Origin of the sequence: Lwoffella lincolnii (assembly GCF_037201985.1) — a bacterium.
Lineage (GTDB): Bacteria > Pseudomonadota > Gammaproteobacteria > Pseudomonadales > Moraxellaceae > Psychrobacter > Psychrobacter lincolnii.
Window position 1 is genome coordinate 172,000 of the sequence record NZ_CP147511.1, and the last position, 19,660, is coordinate 191,659.

The 19,660-nt window shown below is 44.1% G+C and carries 12 protein-coding genes, 2 tRNA genes and 1 rRNA gene; 13 read left to right on the forward strand and 2 right to left on the reverse strand.

Annotation, left to right across the window (positions count from 1 at the left end; all coding sequences use genetic code 11):
- Positions 1 to 198: 198 nt before the first annotated feature.
- The 9 genes from WDM69_RS00820 (at position 199) to WDM69_RS00855 (ending at position 12,912) form a co-directional block, all read left to right on the forward strand.
- Positions 199 to 1,341 carry an FAD:protein FMN transferase gene (locus WDM69_RS00820; protein ID WP_338755485.1) on the forward strand — a complete coding sequence of 381 codons (1,143 nt, stop codon included), beginning with the start codon at positions 199 to 201 and terminating at the stop codon, positions 1,339 to 1,341.
- A 41-nt stretch (positions 1,342 to 1,382) separates the two neighbouring features.
- The gene (nhaD, locus tag WDM69_RS00825) at positions 1,383 to 2,951 is read left to right on the forward strand and encodes a sodium:proton antiporter NhaD (protein WP_338755486.1); all 1,569 of its coding nucleotides are present in this window, start codon (positions 1,383 to 1,385) and stop codon (positions 2,949 to 2,951) included.
- Between the two features lie 276 nt (positions 2,952 to 3,227).
- Positions 3,228 to 3,515, forward strand: a complete 288-nt coding sequence (gene nqrM / locus WDM69_RS00830) for a (Na+)-NQR maturation NqrM (RefSeq protein WP_078307616.1) — start codon at positions 3,228 to 3,230, stop codon at positions 3,513 to 3,515.
- A 377-nt stretch (positions 3,516 to 3,892) separates the two neighbouring features.
- Positions 3,893 to 4,126 (forward strand): zinc ribbon domain-containing protein, encoded by a 234-nt coding sequence (locus tag WDM69_RS10015; protein ID WP_078307615.1) that lies wholly within the window; start codon positions 3,893 to 3,895, stop codon positions 4,124 to 4,126.
- A 413-nt stretch (positions 4,127 to 4,539) separates the two neighbouring features.
- Complete coding sequence (locus WDM69_RS00835) at positions 4,540 to 5,385, forward strand: hypothetical protein (RefSeq protein ID WP_338755487.1); 846 nt, start codon at positions 4,540 to 4,542, stop codon at positions 5,383 to 5,385.
- A gap of 83 nt (positions 5,386 to 5,468) precedes the next feature.
- Complete coding sequence (locus WDM69_RS00840) at positions 5,469 to 10,103, forward strand: PilC/PilY family type IV pilus protein (RefSeq protein WP_338755488.1); 4,635 nt, start codon at positions 5,469 to 5,471, stop codon at positions 10,101 to 10,103.
- A 29-nt stretch (positions 10,104 to 10,132) separates the two neighbouring features.
- On the forward strand, positions 10,133 to 10,756 hold the full coding sequence (locus WDM69_RS00845; protein WP_338755489.1) for a type IV pilin protein: 624 nt from the start codon (positions 10,133 to 10,135) through the stop codon (positions 10,754 to 10,756).
- Positions 10,757 to 10,793: 37 nt separating this feature from the next.
- Positions 10,794 to 12,074: a CynX/NimT family MFS transporter gene (locus tag WDM69_RS00850; protein ID WP_240494969.1), complete on the forward strand. Its 1,281-nt coding sequence runs from the start codon at positions 10,794 to 10,796 to the stop codon at positions 12,072 to 12,074.
- Positions 12,075 to 12,348: 274 nt separating this feature from the next.
- On the forward strand, positions 12,349 to 12,912 hold the full coding sequence (locus tag WDM69_RS00855) for a porin family protein (RefSeq protein WP_078308442.1): 564 nt from the start codon (positions 12,349 to 12,351) through the stop codon (positions 12,910 to 12,912).
- A gap of 122 nt (positions 12,913 to 13,034) precedes the next feature.
- Here WDM69_RS00855 and hemN read toward each other — a convergent pair whose 3' ends face one another.
- A complete protein-coding gene (gene hemN / locus WDM69_RS00860; protein WP_078308440.1) occupies positions 13,035 to 14,501 on the reverse strand; it encodes an oxygen-independent coproporphyrinogen III oxidase in 1,467 nt (488 codons plus the stop codon).
- 104 nt (positions 14,502 to 14,605) lie between these two features.
- On the opposite strand from hemN, the gene WDM69_RS00865 reads away from it, so the two are divergent.
- Complete coding sequence (locus WDM69_RS00865) at positions 14,606 to 16,186, forward strand: YifB family Mg chelatase-like AAA ATPase (protein WP_338755490.1); 1,581 nt, start codon at positions 14,606 to 14,608, stop codon at positions 16,184 to 16,186.
- Here WDM69_RS00865 and WDM69_RS00870 read toward each other — a convergent pair.
- Positions 16,169 to 16,906, reverse strand: coding sequence for a phosphoglycolate phosphatase (locus tag WDM69_RS00870; protein WP_338755491.1), 738 nt, complete (start codon positions 16,904 to 16,906; stop codon positions 16,169 to 16,171). The genes WDM69_RS00865 and WDM69_RS00870 overlap by 18 nt on opposite strands.
- A gap of 769 nt (positions 16,907 to 17,675) precedes the next feature.
- Here WDM69_RS00870 and WDM69_RS00875 point away from each other — a divergent pair.
- From WDM69_RS00875 to WDM69_RS00885, 3 genes are all read left to right on the forward strand, one after another.
- Positions 17,676 to 19,206: ribosomal RNA gene (locus tag WDM69_RS00875) — 16S ribosomal RNA — on the forward strand.
- A gap of 129 nt (positions 19,207 to 19,335) precedes the next feature.
- Positions 19,336 to 19,412: transfer RNA gene (locus tag WDM69_RS00880), tRNA-Ile, on the forward strand.
- 5 nt (positions 19,413 to 19,417) lie between these two features.
- Positions 19,418 to 19,493, forward strand: a tRNA-Ala gene (locus WDM69_RS00885).
- Positions 19,494 to 19,660: the final 167 nt, after the last annotated feature.

Below are 19,660 nucleotides of genomic sequence, written 5' to 3' on the forward strand. Positions count from 1 at the left end.
TTTTAATTATTTTATCAGCAAGAATGACTTTACCAGCAAGTCCGTCAATCTCGTGTCATCAATCCATTGTTTTAAGGAGAAATTTCTTGTTGTTACTGTGCTTGCCGTTACAATGTTTGCCATCACCCTGTTTGTCGTTAAAGTGGCAAAGCTTGACCCAAATTAAGATAAAAAAAATCAAGTTGGATAACGCCTAAAATGCCCAAAACATTTAATAAGAACATAACAACCCGCTGGGCTTGCGTATCCTTTATGGGCATTGGGCTGATGACGGCAGTCATGACTGCTTGTCGCCAGCCACCACAATATGGCGATATTCAAGGCGAGACCATGGGGACAAGCTATCACATTCGTTATCAATTACCCAAAACTGCCCAAGCCACCGATGCCAACATTAAGACAGCCGTTGACCAACGCCTTGAGCAGGTCAATGCCAGCATGTCCACTTATCAGCAAGATTCCTTAATCAGCCAGTTTAACCGACTGCCTGCCAACACTCCCATGACTGTTGATGCTGATTTCATCAAGGTATTGACTGACAGCCAACAGGTGTATCAAGACTCGCAGGGAGCATTTGACCCCACAATCATGCCATTGGTTGAGTTGTGGGGATTTGGCACAAGTAGGCGAATTGACAGACTACAAAACCCCCCAAGCGATGCGGACATTGCCACTGCCAAAAGCTTGCTGAATTTTCATGGCATCGCCCTAAAGCAAGACCAGCTTAGCAAAAATCAAGATGGTGTGGCGTTGGATTTTTCTGCCATTGCCAAAGGTTATGGGGTTGATGTGATTGCTGATGTGTTGGCAACTGATTTTCATATTGATAATTATATGGTAGAGATAGGTGGGGAAGTTGCCACGTCAGGCATCAACGAGCAAGGGCAGGGTTGGCAGATTGGCATAGATGCGCCAATATTGCACTCATCAGTTAACAACCGACAGACTTTGGCTGCCATCAAACAGCCAGTTAATGAACAAAAACAAGGCAACATGCACCTTGCCACGTCAGGTAACTATCGCAATTCAGTGGTGTATGATAATGTGCGTCATAGTCATACCATTGACCCAACAACAGGCAAACCCATTGTTGGCGGTGCGTCATCAGTAACGGTGGTGGCTAAATCGGTGGCGTTGGCAGATGGCTGGGCAACGGCATTGACCGCCATGCCTTATGATAAAGCGTGGCAACTGGCAAATGAGCAGGGCTTGGCAGTCTTGTTTGTGATACCTAAAAATGACAGCGACATCAATGCTGACAGTCATCAGCCAGATGATTGGCAAATTACCCAAACCCCTGTCATGCAAGCGTTAAGAGCAGGTGGCAAAGTGAGCAGATGATTGATGGACAGTCAGCAGGTGATGATACGTAGGAGAAAATCATGTATGTGATGATGGTGGTGGTGTTTATATTGGGTTATCTGGCGATAGCGTTAGAGCATAACATTCATGTGGATAAGGCAGCATCAGCATTGTTGACCGCAGCCATATTATGGACGCTATTGATGTTGGGGGCAGATGTTTTACTGGCAGGTGGTGATGTGGCTAGCGATGTTGCTACCATGACCAACATGGCTCACGGTGGTCATGGCGGTGCTGGTCTTGATGTCAGTGCCTTGCTCAATGTGGAGTTAAGACATCATTTGTCAGAAATTGCTGAGATTTTGTTTTTCTTGATGGGGGCAATGGTGATTGTGGAGCTGATAGATGCTCATGATGGCTTTGAAGTGATTACCAGACGCATTGCCACAACCAGTGCTGTTAGCCTACTTTGGACCATTGGCGGTTTGACTTTCTTTTTATCAGCACTGTTAGATAATTTGACAACCACCATTGTGATGGTATCGCTATTACGTAAACTGGTGGCTGACAAACAGATGCGTTGGTGGTATGTGGGCTTAGTGGTGATTTGTGCCAATGCAGGCGGTGCATGGTCGCCCATTGGTGATGTTACCACCACCATGCTGTGGATTGGGCATCAAATCAATGCCAATCGCATCATTGTGGATTTGATTTTGCCCAGCCTTGTTGCAGCCATTGTTCCTTTGGCAGTGCTGTCGATGATGCTCAGGGGCAAGCAGGTCAGTCGTCCTGCTGTTGCTGATGGCATGATGGCTGTTAATCATCAAGCTGCTGTTAATCATCAAGCTGATTTGCATCATCAAGCTGATTTGCATCATCAAGCTGATCGTGCCACACAATCTTATTCAACCGATAAATCTGATGACACCATCAAGGATAACGCACAAACCCAGTTATCAACCAACAACCCCATCAGCCCTGCCATGCGTCAATCGGTATTGGCATTGGGTTTGTCGGCATTGGCATTTGTGCCTGTGTTTAAGACCATCACCCATTTGCCCCCTTATATGGGCATTTTATTTGGTGTGGGGATATTGTGGATTTTTACCGAAATCAAGCATCATCATCACTCTTGGGAAGTTAAAAAACGAGTTACCGTGGTGGGGGTATTGTCTCGAGTTGATATGGCAAGCATTTTATTCTTTTTGGGTATTTTGTTGGCGGTGTCTAGCCTTGCAACGTCAGGGCATTTGGGGCATATGGGGGCGTGGTTGGATCAAAACTTTGGTAATTTATACGTGATTAACATACTCATTGGTCTGCTGTCATCTTTGGTGGACAATGTGCCATTAGTGGCAGGGGCAATGAAAATGTATCCTTTATTGACAACGGCAGATTTGACTGGCTTGACAGGTGCTGAATTGGCAAGGCAAAGTCAATTTGTACAAGATGGGGCATTTTGGCACTTTTTGGCATATTGCGCAGGGACTGGTGGTAGCTGTTTGATTATTGGCTCAGCGGCTGGGGTTGCTGCCATGGGTATGGAAAAAATCCCCTTTACATGGTATCTAAAACGCATCAGCGGTCTGGCGTTGTTGGGTTATCTGACTGGGGCAGGGGTTTATATGGTCATTCATGTGATGTTGTAAGCAGCTTGTGAAGAAGCTTGTGAAGATGTGCGATGATGATTGACGAACACACCCAAGTACAGACGTTTTAACTGTGTTCTGCTAGCTGTGTCTTGCTAGCTGTGCCTGTCATCAGGATTTTTGATGCTCTTTGCAAAATTAAAACATGCTTTTGTCATGCCTGCCATGTCATTTCTGTTATGATAAAACATAAATGACATGAACCATAAACTTGTCAGGGCGTGTTGATAAGCCAACACGCCGTATAATCTTATTTAAGACCATTTAGGAATCATCATGCTCAGTCAGCTACTGCCCATTATTGCCATCACTTTTGCCGTGTTTGTGTTGTTTTTTTTGTTCATGGGCATCGGCTACATGGTTAAAAAGCAACCATTAAAAGGGTCTTGCGGTGGTGTGGCGAACTTGATGGGTGATGAATATTGTCAATTTTGTGGCAATGACCCCAACAAATGCGACAGCCTAAACAACGATAACAACGCTTTAAACAACACCCAAAATGAGCAAACCACCAAACAAAGTCAGCAACGCCAAAAAGCAAAAGAACTTGGCAAGGCGGTATGATGGGTTTTTTATCATAGGACTGACGTAAATTTCTCCAAAAGCAATGTGCTTATCCACAGATATCATGATTCAATTAAAAAATCCCTATCTTACTGTCATCAAAGGTAAAGATAATATATCCATCTGGTCTGTGGCGGTTCTATCTTCAGATTATTTGATTATTTTGTCATTTCGTCGGTAATGATAAATGCGGTCTTGATTTATTTATTTGGCATGATAATCTACATAGTAAGTGAGCATGTAGTTCGTTTATCTAACCATTAGATATCGGCAGTAATCTAGGCATACAATTAATTGTCTTGGACACACTTTATTCTCCATTGTCATAAAACCACTGACTTATACGCAAGGCAGACTGAAAACAACACATTACCGCTATGATTTATAAAGCAGAACAATGGGACAAAAGTATTAAGAAAGATAAAGACATTAAGGAAGTAGATAGGCCTTATTCCAGTTCTAAAACTTGCTCAAACTGTGGTTTTAAAGTGGGTGAGTTACTTTTGAATATCAGAAACTGGCAATGCCCAAGTTGCAACACAATGCACGGCAGGGACATTAACGCCAGTCTCAGTATTTTAAACAACGCAACAAAAAGGTTGACTGTCTAGGTAGTTAACAAGACGGTGAGTCCCACCGTATCAGTCTGTGGAATTTATCTCATTGCACCATATTCAACGTCTTACATAAAACAGTTAAGTTAAGACAAAATTGCGAGTACGCAGTAACTTAACTGGTAAAACGTTTCCAAACACACACTTAAATTAGTTCGTGTCTTTCGACGATCCTAACGGTAGTGCGGTGTGTCGTATACGGGCGAATGCCACGGTCTAAGGTTTACAGTCAGTCTTGACTATCTTGTGGAAGGAATCTCCTCACTTTAGGGAGGGGAGGAAATCAAGTAAGACCCATGCTAAACGGCAAAGGCAACAAACAATGAAGCAGAAAGAAGATACCAAATTTGTGGTTGGGTAGATTTAGGTAATTTTTTAGAACGAAAAGAGTCAATGAATTGGACTAGTTTATGAAATCAGATTTTGCCAATCCGTCATATCACCAAAGCAGTCTTGGCTTTAGTGGTCATCGTCAGCAACAGGGGGTGGCGTTGATTGTCGTGTTGCTGGTGTTGATATTAATCATCAGTATCGGAGTGGTGGCGGTTAGGCGCAGTCAGACTGATCTTAGGCTGGTCAGTAGCAGTCAGATAGATACCTTGCTACTACAAGGGGCTGATGGAGCGAATGCCAAGCTAGAAGATGCCGTCAATCGCCCTGTAACCGATCCCATATATGTCGGTATGGTTAACCGTGATAATGGCATCTTTGGGCATTTTATCAACAATTCCCCCAATGCCGATAATGACCAGATGATTTATTGTTATAACCCAAGACAATTTCAATTAAACACTCAAGTAACCACCATTTTGCGCAATGGTGGGGTGCTGTCTAAATATAACTTTGGTAGATGTAAGCCTGAACAAGCCGATAGCTATCTTAGTGCAAGACAGACTGTAGCTACTCAAGTGCACGTTACCAGAACACCAACAGGCTCACAAGGTCCATTTGAGAGTGTCAGAGAAAAAACCAACTTATCTACCTCAGGTGATGGCGGTGTGGATACCAGAGGTAAGCATCTATTTGACATTCAATCGGTATCGGCAGTTCCAGCCTATGGCAACACAACAACTTGCTATATCAATAATAATACGGCAGATGCGTTAAGCCGTTGTTTGGCATCACGCAGTGTGCCAAATAAACAACTGATGGAGCGAGTTGCCGTAGAACTTGTCAATAATGTTACCCCTTGTACCCAGTTGGGTAAAGGCAATGGGATAATTGCTGCTGGATGTGGCACAGTCGCCGTTCCTTAGGATATAAAATAACCCCCACTGTTGTGCAGGATAATCAATCGGCAATAGACAGTTAGCCAAAAGACGCACAAGGACACTACATAATGAAACTTAAAAACAAACTCGCCAAACCATCAATATCCATGCCAAAAGTGATGTTTAGTCATCTGTTTGTGGCGATGTGGGCGTTATTGGCAAGCAACTCTCTACAAGCCGACGTTGATGTTAAAAATATTGGTGATTTAGAGATTTATCAACAAGCTCAAGGTGGTGAAACCAGCCTGATGATGATGATTGATACGTCAGGTTCGATGGGCATCAGCTCTCTTGTGTTGCCAAAAGACAATAAATACGGCAGCCCTGGTGATGTGGACAAACCGCTTTGCACACATGAAGCAGTTGCACAGAGAGGGATAGATAGCAATCATGATGGCAAAAAGGTATTACAATGGAAATATGATGCCCCACCGACAAAAAAACAAGTTACCGTCATCAATGGCAAAACACACACTTACTATTTACGTGGATGTTATGATAAGAGTAATGGTAATAAAATAGTCTATGACCGCTTATCACGTATGAAAGAGGCATTGATACAACTATTAAGTTCTAAGAGCGTCTCAGATAGCATCATCATGGGATTGGGGCATTATTCTTCTTATACCCCCTTTAAGGTAACGGACACCCAAAACCGCTTGGTAGATAGCCATTCAGGCACAATTTTGGTGGAAGCAAAACCATTAACCCCCGAGCATCGCAATAAACTGATTGAAGCATTAATACAGTTTAAATCGGTCGATGGCTTTACCAATGAAGATGGCACAGCTAACCCTGACAGAAAAGCGTCCAGTAAAAATCAACCAGAAGAATACAAAGCCGCAGGGGGAACACCAACCGCACAAGCTTATGCAGAAGCAGGCGCTGCCATGCTGGGTACCAACACAGGGCATGTTTATAACTATTTACCTAAAGGCGAAAAGGTCAAGTTGATTTATGACGGCAGTTCCACCCACTACAACCACAATATTAATAAACAAATTTACTTTACTTGTAATAAATCTGTGGGTTATGTCGAACATCCTAGACCGGGTGAAGACATCATTGCTTGTATTAATAAATGGGATGGGCAAAATGTCAGCAGTCTTTTGAATATGAAATTTAGTGACTTAATTGGTGGTTGGAGTAAAGTGCCTTATGAACCGCTGGATTTAGAGACGGTTACTGGCTTGGTATGGCTTAACCAATTTAACCACGCTGGTAATGTGAATGGTCAATTTTATGGACAAGACAATGTGGGTGGTCAGTTGGTGCTTTATCGAACCAGCCCCTTTGCCTTAAAAACCAAAGACATTTTGGGTAATTATGGTTGCCCCAGTGGGGAAGATTTTAACCCAAAAAATAATACTTGTTCTAGATATTATAAACACCAAGCTTCTCGTAGGTGGTGGTCTAATAATAGCTGTCATGTAGGAGTACGTGTAGATGGCAAAGATTATAATTTCTTACATCAAGAGAATTATACCAGAGGTACCGTCATATGCCATTATATGAATACCTATCCAGCACCACGACAGGCAACAAAAGTCGCTGATGAAGATGGTTATAACATGGGTGGGTTTGATTATTCAACAAATGCTGCCAAAACTGGCAGTAACTACACCAAAATTGCCAAAAAAGGCGAATGCTCTGCCAACGGCATCTATTTCTTGACCGACGGTGTGCCAAACTCTTCAAGAAAAAGCATCGCAGCCAATGTCATGAACCTGTCATTGGGTGATAAAGGTAATTTTTCATCAACCATCGCTCCAACAGGGCTGACATCACCACCAATCACACAATCTTTATTTGGTGAAGAAACGGGTGCGTGGGAATACATCGGTGAATATGCCAAACGCCTGAATGACCCCACCAAAAACCCTGCTGGCGTGTCGATTAAAACGGCGGTGGCAGGCTTCGGCACTTCTTTTGCAGGCTTAGATTACGACGCTGCCACCAAAAAATATGACTGTAATACCCAAGGTGCATCTCAAGATGCCAAAAATGCCTGTAAATGGGGACAACGAGGTGAAGGCTATGGCGAAGGGGGCTTCTTTTATACCCAAAGTTCACAAGACATCGCTGACAGTATCGTTAACTTTATTTCATCGTTAGATAACACCTTGCCCTCATCACCATCAGGGGTCATCACCGTGCCTAAAGACCCCTTTAAGGCCATCGGTGAGATGCCTTATGCCTTTATGCCCACGGTAGAACCTCGTGTGGGTGGTGGGTCTAACAGCAACATCTGGCCAGGCAACGTCAAAAAATACAACCTGCACAACGGCACGCTACAAGGCAAAAACAACACAAACATATCCACCAATGTGTTTACTGATGTGGCGGGCAACCTTAATGGAGGTACTGCAGATTTATGGGCGAATACCAGCTCTGCCAAACCAGGTGAAAAACATGACTCGGTTACGGTTGGTGGCCTATACAGCAACTTAAAAGCCCCCAATCACCCTAACCCAACTGATAATATCCGCACCCTTTATGTTGAAGACCTAACCGCCAAAGGTCAAACAACCACCACTTTTAAGAAAATTACTGTTGATGGGTTTTGGGGTACAGTAACTGGTCTTGATGACTTGGTAGATACTAACACCTATACCCAAAAGAACAAACTTATGCTATTGCAGTTTTTGGGCTTTGAGAGAGCAGCCTACAAAGAAAATGGCAAGGAAAAATACACCAAAAATCTAAGTGAGATGTATGACATGCCTGATATCAAGATGAAAAACTTGGTATTGAAAAAAACTTCGAACGCCAATAAAGTCTTGGGTGCCTCTATCCACAGTAAGCCCGTCGCCGTCTCTTATGGGGCCAGTCTTGATGATAAAGGGCGTGTGTTGGACACAAACCGTCAAGATTATGTGTTTTTTGGTAGTATGGATGGGGCGTTGCATTTGGTCAATGCCAAAGACCAAGCCAATGGCGGTGGCACAGAAGATGTTGCCATCATTCCTAGAATCATGATGCAAACACAGCCTGAAGCTTTAGTACCCAACTCAACTTACTCTAACGGCCGTGCTCCTGGTGTGCCTAAATTTGGCATAGATGGTCATTGGGTACTTAAAAATAGCTATGATTACGACTACACTACCAAAAAAGCCAAGCCAGCTGACAAGGTTTTGGCATATGGTGGCATGCGTCTGGGCGGCGAGGGGCTGTTGGCATTGGACATCACCGATAAAACCAAACCCAACAAGGCATTTACCAGTCAAAGCAGTGCTTTGATAGATAGCAAGACGCAAGGTTTTGAGCGTATCGGTCATATCTGGAATCAACCAACACTGGCACGTATCAAAAAAAGTGAATCTGACACCAATGGCACCGACGTGATTATCTTTGGTGGTGGCTATGACATGTGCTATGAATATGAAGGTTTTCAACATGGCATAACTGATAGTAATCTAAAAAATTGTTCTAATAAGACCGACATCAAAGGCAACGCCGTCTATATCGTTGACGCCAAATCAGGACAGCTACTGTGGCGTGCATCAAACACAAATGGCAATGGCAATGGAACAAAAATAACAAACTCAGACCTAAAACATAGCATTGTGGCAGGCATTTCTGCCATCGACCGCAACGCTGATGGCATCACTGACCACTTATACTTTGGCGACCTTGGTGGACAGCTGTTCCGTGTGGACTTTAAAGATGGAAACATCACCAGCAGTAGCATCACCAAATTACTAAAAAATGAATACGAAAATACTGCTAACGCCAAATACACACATCGCTTTTATGAAATGCCCGTGGTGAGCATTCATCGCAACCCAACCAGCAATCAATTGTTTGCACTGATTAACATTGTCTCTGGTGATAGAAGTTCGCCGTTATCTAAGATGCGTGATGACAACCAATATGCCGACCGTGTCTATGGCATCATTGATACCGATGTTACCAAAATTAACTTGTTTGATAGTAATTTTGATAAAAAAGTGAAAGACCTAACAAATGACAAACTTGTTGATTTACCAAAAACCATGGGTACTGTGCCATCTACTGGCTATTCTGACACTGTCCGTACCACAACGATGAATCTTATGATAAATGGGGTTAAACAAGGCTGGTATTATCCATTAACACGCTTTGATGGTTGGAGTGATGTGCGTTATGGCAAAGGTGTGGGTAAGTCAGACATCTTTGCAAACCACTTATACATCAGCGTCTTTAACCCAGACATGAGCTACTCAAACGCCAATGCCTGTACCGCTAAAATTGCAGGTGGCACAGAACGACAAATGTACTGCCTGCCTTATGGCATATGTATGGACCCTGCTGGCACGCCCGCATCACAAAAGCGATACACCCAATCTAAAAATGGCACAGCAGGCTTTATCCGTGCAGGGCAAGGCTTACAAGAACTTAACTTTGGCCCCATCAGCTCAGACAGAACTGATGCACGTGTGTTGATTAACACCACATCAATAACCGAACAAATCAAAAAACAAAATCGAGTGGATTTCGGTACTGATGCTGGTAAAAGACTCAGACCACCCAGCGTGGGGCTTGGCAACCAAAGTGGCAGTTTTTCACCTAATAATCCGCCGATCATTGGCTTGGATCAAACCAACATCGCTACCAGTGGCGGTTCTGCTGCTAGCAGTGTTGCAGGCGATGGTACAGGTGAGTTGAGCATCGAAAGCCAACGCTATATGCTACAACCCAGACAATGGTATGAAAAGCCCTAATCCACCAGCAGATAATTGGATGGTAACCCATGTTAAGCACAACACATCATAACCTGCCCAACATCGCCAGCAATGGGCAACATAGACTGAGCAATCAGGGCTTTACATTAATCGAGCTGATGATAACAGTGGCAATCATCGCCATCATCGCAGCGATTGCCATACCGTCCTATCGTCAGTTTGTCATTCGTAATGCCGAAGCTCAAGCTCAGGCTAAAATGCAACAACTGGCTGTTGAACTGGAGCGGTGGCGTAGCAACAGCCTAAGCTATCGTAATTTTCACCCAAGCAGTTGTGGCACAGGCAATAACTGCTATGATGTGGGCAACACCCAAATTTATGTGCCAACAGGCAGCACAGCGACAAATTATCGCTACATCATCACCTTAACCAACCGCAGTTCAACCAGTCCAACCAGTCCACCCAGTTCACTGGTACCACCGACTGCCACAGCACAGACATCAGCACTGAGCAACATCGTCGCCATCGGACGTGATTGGATGATGGTGGCAGAACCAAACAGCAATCTGATGGGTGCGTCTAAAATATATCTGGACAGCCATAATTTAAAGTGCATGACTTCCAGTGCCACCCCTGATGTTGCCACCATGCAAAACAACCACGGTTGTGGCATCAGTGCCAAAAGTTGGTGATTTTGTTTGTGGGGTGGTTATCATCAAAAGTCATCTTATGTCCACGCCCATAACGCCTAACCCCAGCCCTAACCCCATTCAAATGCAATCTGGGGCAGATACAGTCAGTCGGCGTCAGTTTTGGCTGGTATTGATTGGCATGATATTGTTGGCAGCCAACATGCGCAGCCCCATCGTGGCGTTGGGGTCTTTGGTCAATGTGATCCAAGAGGCACTCAACATCAGTGCAGTTGAGGTGGGCTGGCTTGGTTCAGTGCCAATGGTATTATTTGCCTTTGGGGCGTTGGTCTCACCTAAGCTTGCCAAACGGTTTGGTTTGGGCAATTTATTACTGTTGTCTATTGTGTTCATGACAGTGGGTATCTTATGGCGAGTGTTGTGGGTGGGGTGGTGGCCGTTTTTATTTGGTACGGTGCTGTTGTCCTTTGCCATATCCATTGCCAATACTTTGGCTGCTCCAGCCATTAAACAATTAACACCAAGGCACATTCCTTTGCTAACAGGCATATTCAGTACCAGCATGTCAGTGATGGCAGGGGTGGCAGCAGGGGTGGTTTTGCCGATTGAACAATGGCTTGGTTGGCGGTGGGCTTTGGGCAGTTGGGCAGTATTGGGCATCATGGCGTGTCTGTTATGGTTGCCCATACGCTCAAGGTTGGCTGACAAAACCGCCTCCAGCATAACTGCTAATGCCACAGCATCAAGCTCATTTGCCATGGGCAATTTGCCAAACATTCGTATGTGGCAAGCCCCGTTGGCTTGGCAGATTGCTGTCTTTATGGGTTTGCAGTCGTTACTGTTTTATACGGTTGCCAGTTTTTTACCAACCATTTGGGTAAGTAAAGGGCTAGACCCAATCACCGCAGGCAATATAGGCATGGTTTATCAAGTGATGGCACCCTTGGCAACTTTGGCATTGACGGTATTCATGGGGCGTCGACGTTGGGTGCGTCCATTGGCGATGTTTGCAGCGTTGATTAATGTGGTGGGAACGGCTGGTTTGGCATTTGCTTCACCAAGTTTGGCTTGGTTATGGACAGCATGTATGGGGTTGGGTGGGGCAATGATATTCACCATGTGTATCATGATGATAGGAATGCGAACTTATGACACTGAGCAAGCAAGTAACCTATCTGGCATGGCACAGACAATTGGTTATGGCATTGCCATCATTGGTCCTTTGGGCATGGGCAGTTTGCATGAATATTTGGGCAGTTGGCATGTGCCATTGGTCATTTTATTTGTCTTGATGGTATTTAATGTGTTCATGGGCTGGCTGGCAACACGTCCAGTCATGATAGATGGCTCACATTTATAGTGTCCAAGTATGGCATTCAAGCACACCAATCTCATCAATTAGATATCGCATATGGCATGTTTTAGCAATAAAAATTAACAAAACATTTCAAATACACTCGATTGTTACATGGTTTATGATATTACTTGCAAAACTTAACTCAGCTCTCTTAAAACTTGCACATACAGCATGAAATATCTTGTTACTATACTCCCCATCGTTAGCCAAGATGATTTTAGAACGTGTTAATCCGTTCAATCAGTTTGGCATCATCAACCCATTAGGAGACACAACGATGAAAACATCATATAAAACCCTTATCACCCTAGCTGTTGGCAGTCTCATGACCGCAGGTGCTCAAGCTGCTGTCTATGATTCAACAGCTTATGGTCAGCCTTATGTTGGTGCTAAAGCTGGTAAATTAGATGTTAAAATCAATAGTAATAGTAAAAGCAATAAAAAAATTACCAATAAAGACCCAATGGCTTATGGCATCTATGGTGGCTATAACTTTGACCCCAATTTTGGTGTGGAAGCTGAATTTATTAGTTCTGGTAAAGCTGACTTAACCCATGATGGTGTTAAAGGTAAATTTGATGCCAAAACATACGGTGTCTATGGCACATACCGCTATGGTGTTCCCAACACAGGCATTTATGCCAAAGGCAAACTGGGTGTTGCCAAGACAAAAGTCGATGGCAGTGCCACAGGCTTTAAATACACTGAAGACAAAACTTCATTGGCAGGTGGCGTGGGCGTAGGCTTTCAACCCATACCAAATGTTGGCATCGAAGCTGGCTATGATTGGTTGAATGGCAATGCCAAATTGATGAGCGTCGGTGCTCATGTGAAATTCTAACACACCATAAAAATGATTAAAAAAAACAGCTCCTTAATGGGAGCTGTTTTTTGTTTTGGAGCTTTTTATCGATATTTAAGCATTGAAAATTGATTTTGGAATGATTTAAATTTGTGGTTGTGCTAAATCACTTTACTAAACCGATTTGTATGTTTTTTCTCCAAATAGTCATCAAATACCATCGCCACATTACGCCCTAATAAGCGTCCTTTTGGCAGCACTCGAATGCCTTTGGCATCTATCTCTACCAATTTATCGGTTTGCATGTCCCTCAACGCTTGGATTTCTTCAATAAAATACGTCAGCGCATCAATACCAAATCGGTGATTGACATCAGCAAAATCAATATAATCATGGCACAATAAATTCATGATGACATAACCACGCAACTGATCACGAATGCCAGCATCAATGTGCTTAACCGCTGGCAGTTTATGCTCATCTATCAGTTGTTGGTAGTTTTGTAAATCAGTGTCATTTTGTAAAACATGGCGATGACCATTGGCATTAATTTGGCTGATGGAAGATACCCCAAAACCTAATAAATCACAATCTCCCAAAATGGTATAACCCTGAAAATTACGATGCAACTTGCCTTCTCGTTGAGCCACCGCCATTTCATCGTCAGGTTTGGCAAAATGGTCAATGCCAATGTATTGATAGCCAGCTTCGCTTAACGCATTGATGGTGTTGCCAAGCATGGTCAGTTTATCAGCAGGACTTGGTAAATGTTCTTCTTTGATTTGCCGTTGTCCCTTAAAACGTTCTGGTAAATGGGCATAATTAAATATCGACAGACGGTCAGGCGCAATGTCAATAATTCTGTCCACTGTATTAGCAAGACTGGCAATGGTTTGGTGGGGCAAACCATAAATCAAATCAATGTTAATGGAATGAAAGTCCAATCGCCGAGCTTCGTCCATCACTTTACGCACCAGCTCTTCTGGTTGTACTCGATTGACCGCAATTTGTACGTTCTCTTCTAAGTCTTGCACACCAAAGCTCACCCGATTAAAGCCAAGCTCTCTTAATACGATCAGCGTGTTGTCAGTTAACTCTCTTGGGTCGATTTCAATGGAATAATCGCCCTCTTTTTCTGGCACAAAGTCAAACTGCGTTTGTAAAAATGTCCATAATTGAGCCAACTCATCATCTTGCATGAATGTGGGCGTACCACCACCTAAATGTAGCTGTTTGACGATGGGTTTTTCTTTTCCCAATAGCTGGCGTTTATGTCTAATCTCAGCAAACAAATAGGCCAAATAATTCCCCGCATCGCTGTTTTTTTTGGTGATGATTTTATTGCAGCCACAGTAGTAGCACAAATGTCGACAAAATGGAATATGAAAATACAACGATAATGGCACACGAGTGTCCCTATTTTGTAAAATCTGTTCTTCCACCCCATTTTTAATTGGAGTAAATTCCAAGGCAGTTGGATAAGATGTGTATCTGGGACCTGAGCGATTATATTTATGAATCAGTTCTTCATTAAATAGATTTTTTTCTAAAGTAAATTGGGTGTTTTGACGAGCGTAAGGATTGACATTACTATCATCTTGTCGCTCAGTAAAGGCGTGTTCTTGCATGTTGGCTACCTTGGGATATCAGTGGTTAGACGGTAAAATTATTGCTATTATAGCAAATTTAGTCCATTCATCGGAGACTAATCAAATCTGGTCTAAGGAAACCTATGTCATTTGCCCAAGTAAGTACCCGTTCGGTCGTGGGATTGCATGCCCCTGCTGTCATGGTTGAAGTTCATCTGTCTCAGGGCTTGCCTGCCTTGACCATTGTTGGCCTACCAGAAGCTGCCGTACGAGAGAGCAAAGATCGGGTGCGTTCTGCCATCATCAACTCTAACTTTCAATTTCCCAATCGTCGTCTTACCATTAACCTTGCCCCTGCTGATTTGCCAAAAGATGGGTCAAGGTTGGATTTGCCCATCGCCATGGGCATTTTAGCCGCCAGTGGGCAGATTGACCCAAACTGGCTGACCGATTATGAATTCATTGGTGAATTGGCATTAAACGGTGATTTGCGTCCTGTATCAGGGGCATTGGCAGTGGCACGAGCCATCAAATCAGACAACCATAAAACCAGCCAACACAAAACCAATCAACAAGCGGATAAAACACACTCTTCTGTTCTGACCCAGAACCTAAAGACCCTTATCGTTCCCCAAGCCAATGGCGCACAGGCCAGTCGAGTGGCAGATATTACGGTGCTTGCAGCAGACAGCTTACAAGCCGTTTGCCAACACTTACAAGCGGTTTTTGCCCCATTAACAGACGATGATGACAAGCATCGCCTAACCCCTGTTGTCGCCAAACCAAGCCAACACACACGCCATCATCAGCCAGATTTAGCCGATGTTAAAGGGCAACTGCATGCCAAAAGAGCGTTAGAAATCGCCGCAGCGGGTGGTCATTCTTTACTGTTTAAAGGGCCACCAGGCTCAGGAAAAACCCTAATGGCATCAAGACTGCCCAGTATCTTGCCTGATTTGACCGATAACGAAGCCTTAGAAGTGGCAAGCATCTATTCAGTCGCTGATACCGATTATGCTTATGGCACACGTCCTTTTCGTGCCATTCACCATACCATCAGTGCGGTGGCATTGGTGGGTGGTGGCTCACGCCCAAAGCCAGGTGAAATTACCCTTGCCAATAAAGGCGTGCTATTTTTAGATGAAATGCCAGAATTTAACCGTAAAGTGTTAGAAGTCTTACGTCAACCTCTTGAGTCCAAAACCATCACCATCAGCCGAGCCAATCAGCAGGCCACCTTTCCAGCCAATTTTCAACTGGTTGCTGCCATGAATCCTTGCCCATGTGGTTATTATGGAGACCCATCAGGACGCTGTCATTGTCGACCTGAAGCCATTCAACGTTATCAAGACAAAATCTCAGGACCACTGCTTGACCGCATTGACTTACACATCGCCGTTCCTGCCATGCCCATAACTGACCTACAAACCACCCAAGCAGGTGAATCTTCTGCCAGTGTGCGAGCAAGAGTCAGTCAAGCCCATCAACGTCAGCAACAGCGACAAGGCAAAGTCAACAACGAGCTTACCTCAAGCGAGCTGGACAGTTATGCCCTACTGGGAGATGCTCAAAAAACACTGTTACAAACCGCCCAACAACGCCTAAACCTATCAGCACGCAGTTATCACCGAGTACTTAGAGTCGCCCGCACCATTGCTGATTTGGCAGGCAGTGAACAGATTGACACCCCTCACCTAACCGAAGCATTAAGCTATCGAGGATAATAAATGCTCAACCAACCCACCAAACTCATCAAACACCCATGTTGGTTCACTCATCGCAATTGGCTCACCATAATTGTAACCATATGTTAGCCCTACCGTTGCCATTCCAGCCGACTGACCAGCCAACACATCATTTTTACTGTCCCCAATCATCACCGCATCACACACATTAACCCCCAATCGCTCACACACCATCAACAAAGGCAACGGATCAGGCTTTTTCACTGGCAAACTATCGCCACCAAACACCACCGAAAATAAATCTTCCCAACCAAACAGCCCTAACAACTTAGGCACAAACCGCATTGGCTTATTAGTCACCAACGCCAACTCAAATCCAGCCGAACGCAACCGCCAAAGCCCATCATCTACCCCAGCAAAAGGTACTGTCTGCATCGCACACAACTCACCATCACATAACGCACCATAATGACGCAAAAACACCTTATGTGCCATCTGCACCACATCGCTTAATGGCCCCATCGTCGTTATTGTCGCCATGGTTATCTGGCCATCTGTTCTCTCATCAACCGTCTTGCTCACCGACAACAACGCCCGTTCCACCAACTTAAAAGACCCATTACCCACCCAACCACGCACCACCGACTCATCAACCTGCTCATATCCCAACTCATCAAGCATCGCATTCACCGCCACCGCCAAATCAGGCACACTATCAATCAGCGTCCCATCCAAGTCAAAAATTAACAACCCAGTCATCACACACTCCCATCATCATAATACTCCCACAGTCATAATAAAATAACATACAATCAACACCACCCATCATAATCCCATTCTAACAACATAATAAAATCTAAAAAATAACAAAATCTAAAAAAAACCAAAAAAACCCCTTGACACTACCCAACAACCCTATATAATACCTCGCACTTAAAGCAACAAACCAAGCCAAAGGTCAAGCAGACCGAAAGCGGAAGCGAACAACTTAAGAGCAACAACTTAAGTTAAGAAACAAAAAAGGTAAAAAACTTTAATCAACCAAACTTCAAGTTAAAGTTAAACATAAAGTCAAACATCAACTTAAAGTCAAAAAATTAAAGCAAAAAACCTTAAAAAAAAGCTTGACAGAAAATCAAACCATGATAAACTGGTCAGCTCACAATGACAAAACGTATCAAACTGATATTGATAGTTGCTAACAACAAACAGCAACCAAACAAAACAACATTGTAATAAAAAAGCAAAACAACAAGCGACGCTAATTATATTAACAACATAATATAGTAAAGCGAAGCAAGCAAGTCTAGTGGACGACACAGACAGAACTATATAACAACGAACCAAGAAACAACTTGTGTGGATTTTTACTGACAAAAAAATGGCTTTTAAAGAAACAGTCTTAAGCAAAGCTAACTTAAGCAAAAGCTTAAGGCGAAAGAAACAAATCATTCGAATCAGTAAATGACCAAGTTAATTCAAACAAATGAACAAACGAAGCGAATTTGCTAGTAAGAATGAGTCGATTAAACTGAAGAGTTTGATCATGGCTCAGATTGAACGCTGGCGGCAGGCTTAACACATGCAAGTCGAACGAAGAGGTCTAGCTTGCTAGACTGATTAGTGGCGAACGGGTGAGTAACATTTAGGAATCTACCTTATAGAGGGGGATAGCTCGGGGAAACTCGAATTAATACCGCATACGACCTAAGGGTGAAAGGGGGGCTTTATAGCTCTCGCTATAAGATGAGCCTAAACCAGATTAGCTAGTTGGTGGGGTAAAGGCCTACCAAGGCGACGATCTGTAGCTGGTCTGAGAGGATGATCAGCCACACTGGGACTGAGACACGGCCCAGACTCCTACGGGAGGCAGCAGTGGGGAATATTGGACAATGGGCGAAAGCCTGATCCAGCCATGCCGCGTGTGTGAAGAAGGCCTTATGGTTGTAAAGCACTTTAAGTGGGGAGGAAAAGCTTATGGATAACACCCATAGGTTCTGACGTTACCCACAGAATAAGCACCGGCTAACTCTGTGCCAGCAGCCGCGGTAATACAGAGGGTGCGAGCGTTAATCGGAATTACTGGGCGTAAAGCGAGCGTAGGTGGTTTATTAAGTCAGATGTGAAATCCCTGGGCTTAACCTAGGAACTGCATCTGATACTGATAAACTAGAGTAGGTGAGAGGAAAGTAGAATTCCAGGTGTAGCGGTGAAATGCGTAGAGATCTGGAGGAATACCGATGGCGAAGGCAGCTTTCTGGCATCATACTGACACTGAGGTTCGAAAGCGTGGGTAGCAAACAGGATTAGATACCCTGGTAGTCCACGCTGTAAACGATGTCTACCAGTCGTTGGGTCTTTTAAAGGCTTAGTGACGCAGTTAACGCGATAAGTAGACCGCCTGGGGAGTACGGCCGCAAGGTTAAAACTCAAATGAATTGACGGGGGCCCGCACAAGCGGTGGAGCATGTGGTTTAATTCGATGCAACGCGAAGAACCTTACCTGGTCTTGACATAGTGAGAATCTTGCAGAGATGCGAGAGTGCCTTTGGGAATTCACATACAGGTGCTGCATGGCTGTCGTCAGCTCGTGTCGTGAGATGTTGGGTTAAGTCCCGCAACGAGCGCAACCCTTTTCCTTAGTTACCAGCGACTTGGTCGGGGACTTTAAGGACACTGCCAGTGACAAACTGGAGGAAGGCGGGGACGACGTCAAGTCATCATGGCCCTTACGACCAGGGCTACACACGTGCTACAATGGTAGGTACAGAGGGCAGCTACACGGCGACGTGATGCCAATCTCAAAAAGCCTATCTTAGTCCAGATTGGAGTCTGCAACTCGACTCCATGAAGTCGGAATCGCTAGTAATCGCGGATCAGAATGCCGCGGTGAATACGTTCCCGGGCCTTGTACACACCGCCCGTCACACCATGGGAGTTGATTGCACCAGAAGTGGTTAGCCTAACTTAGGAGGGCGATCACCACGGTGTGGTTAATGACTGGGGTGAAGTCGTAACAAGGTAGCCGTAGGGGAACCTGCGGCTGGATCACCTCCTTAACGAAGCATTTAGGTAAGTAAAAATCCACAACAAGTTGTTTTTTGGTTAAAAGATTAAGTTAAAAAAAGAGCATAAGCATTTTTTAAGTTCAGACCAAAAATTGCGATGCAATTTTTTAACGGCTTTCGGGGTCTATAGCTCAGCTGGTTAGAGCACCGTGTTGATAACGCGGGGGTCATAAGTTCAAATCTTATTAGACCCACCATTTATGGGGCCATAGCTCAGTTGGTAGAGCGCCTGCCTTGCACGCAGGAGGTCAGGAGTTCGACTCTCCTTGGCTCCACCAGGCAAGCGAACAAAAACAAAGCATACATAAGCAATTTAAATAAGATTTCTTATTTATGCTTTCACAAAATAAACTGACGAAGTTTATCACTTACTATTTAACAACATAGAAATGAGTCTGGGTTAATAAATTAACCAACGTAATTTATTAACCATGGTGATTGTACC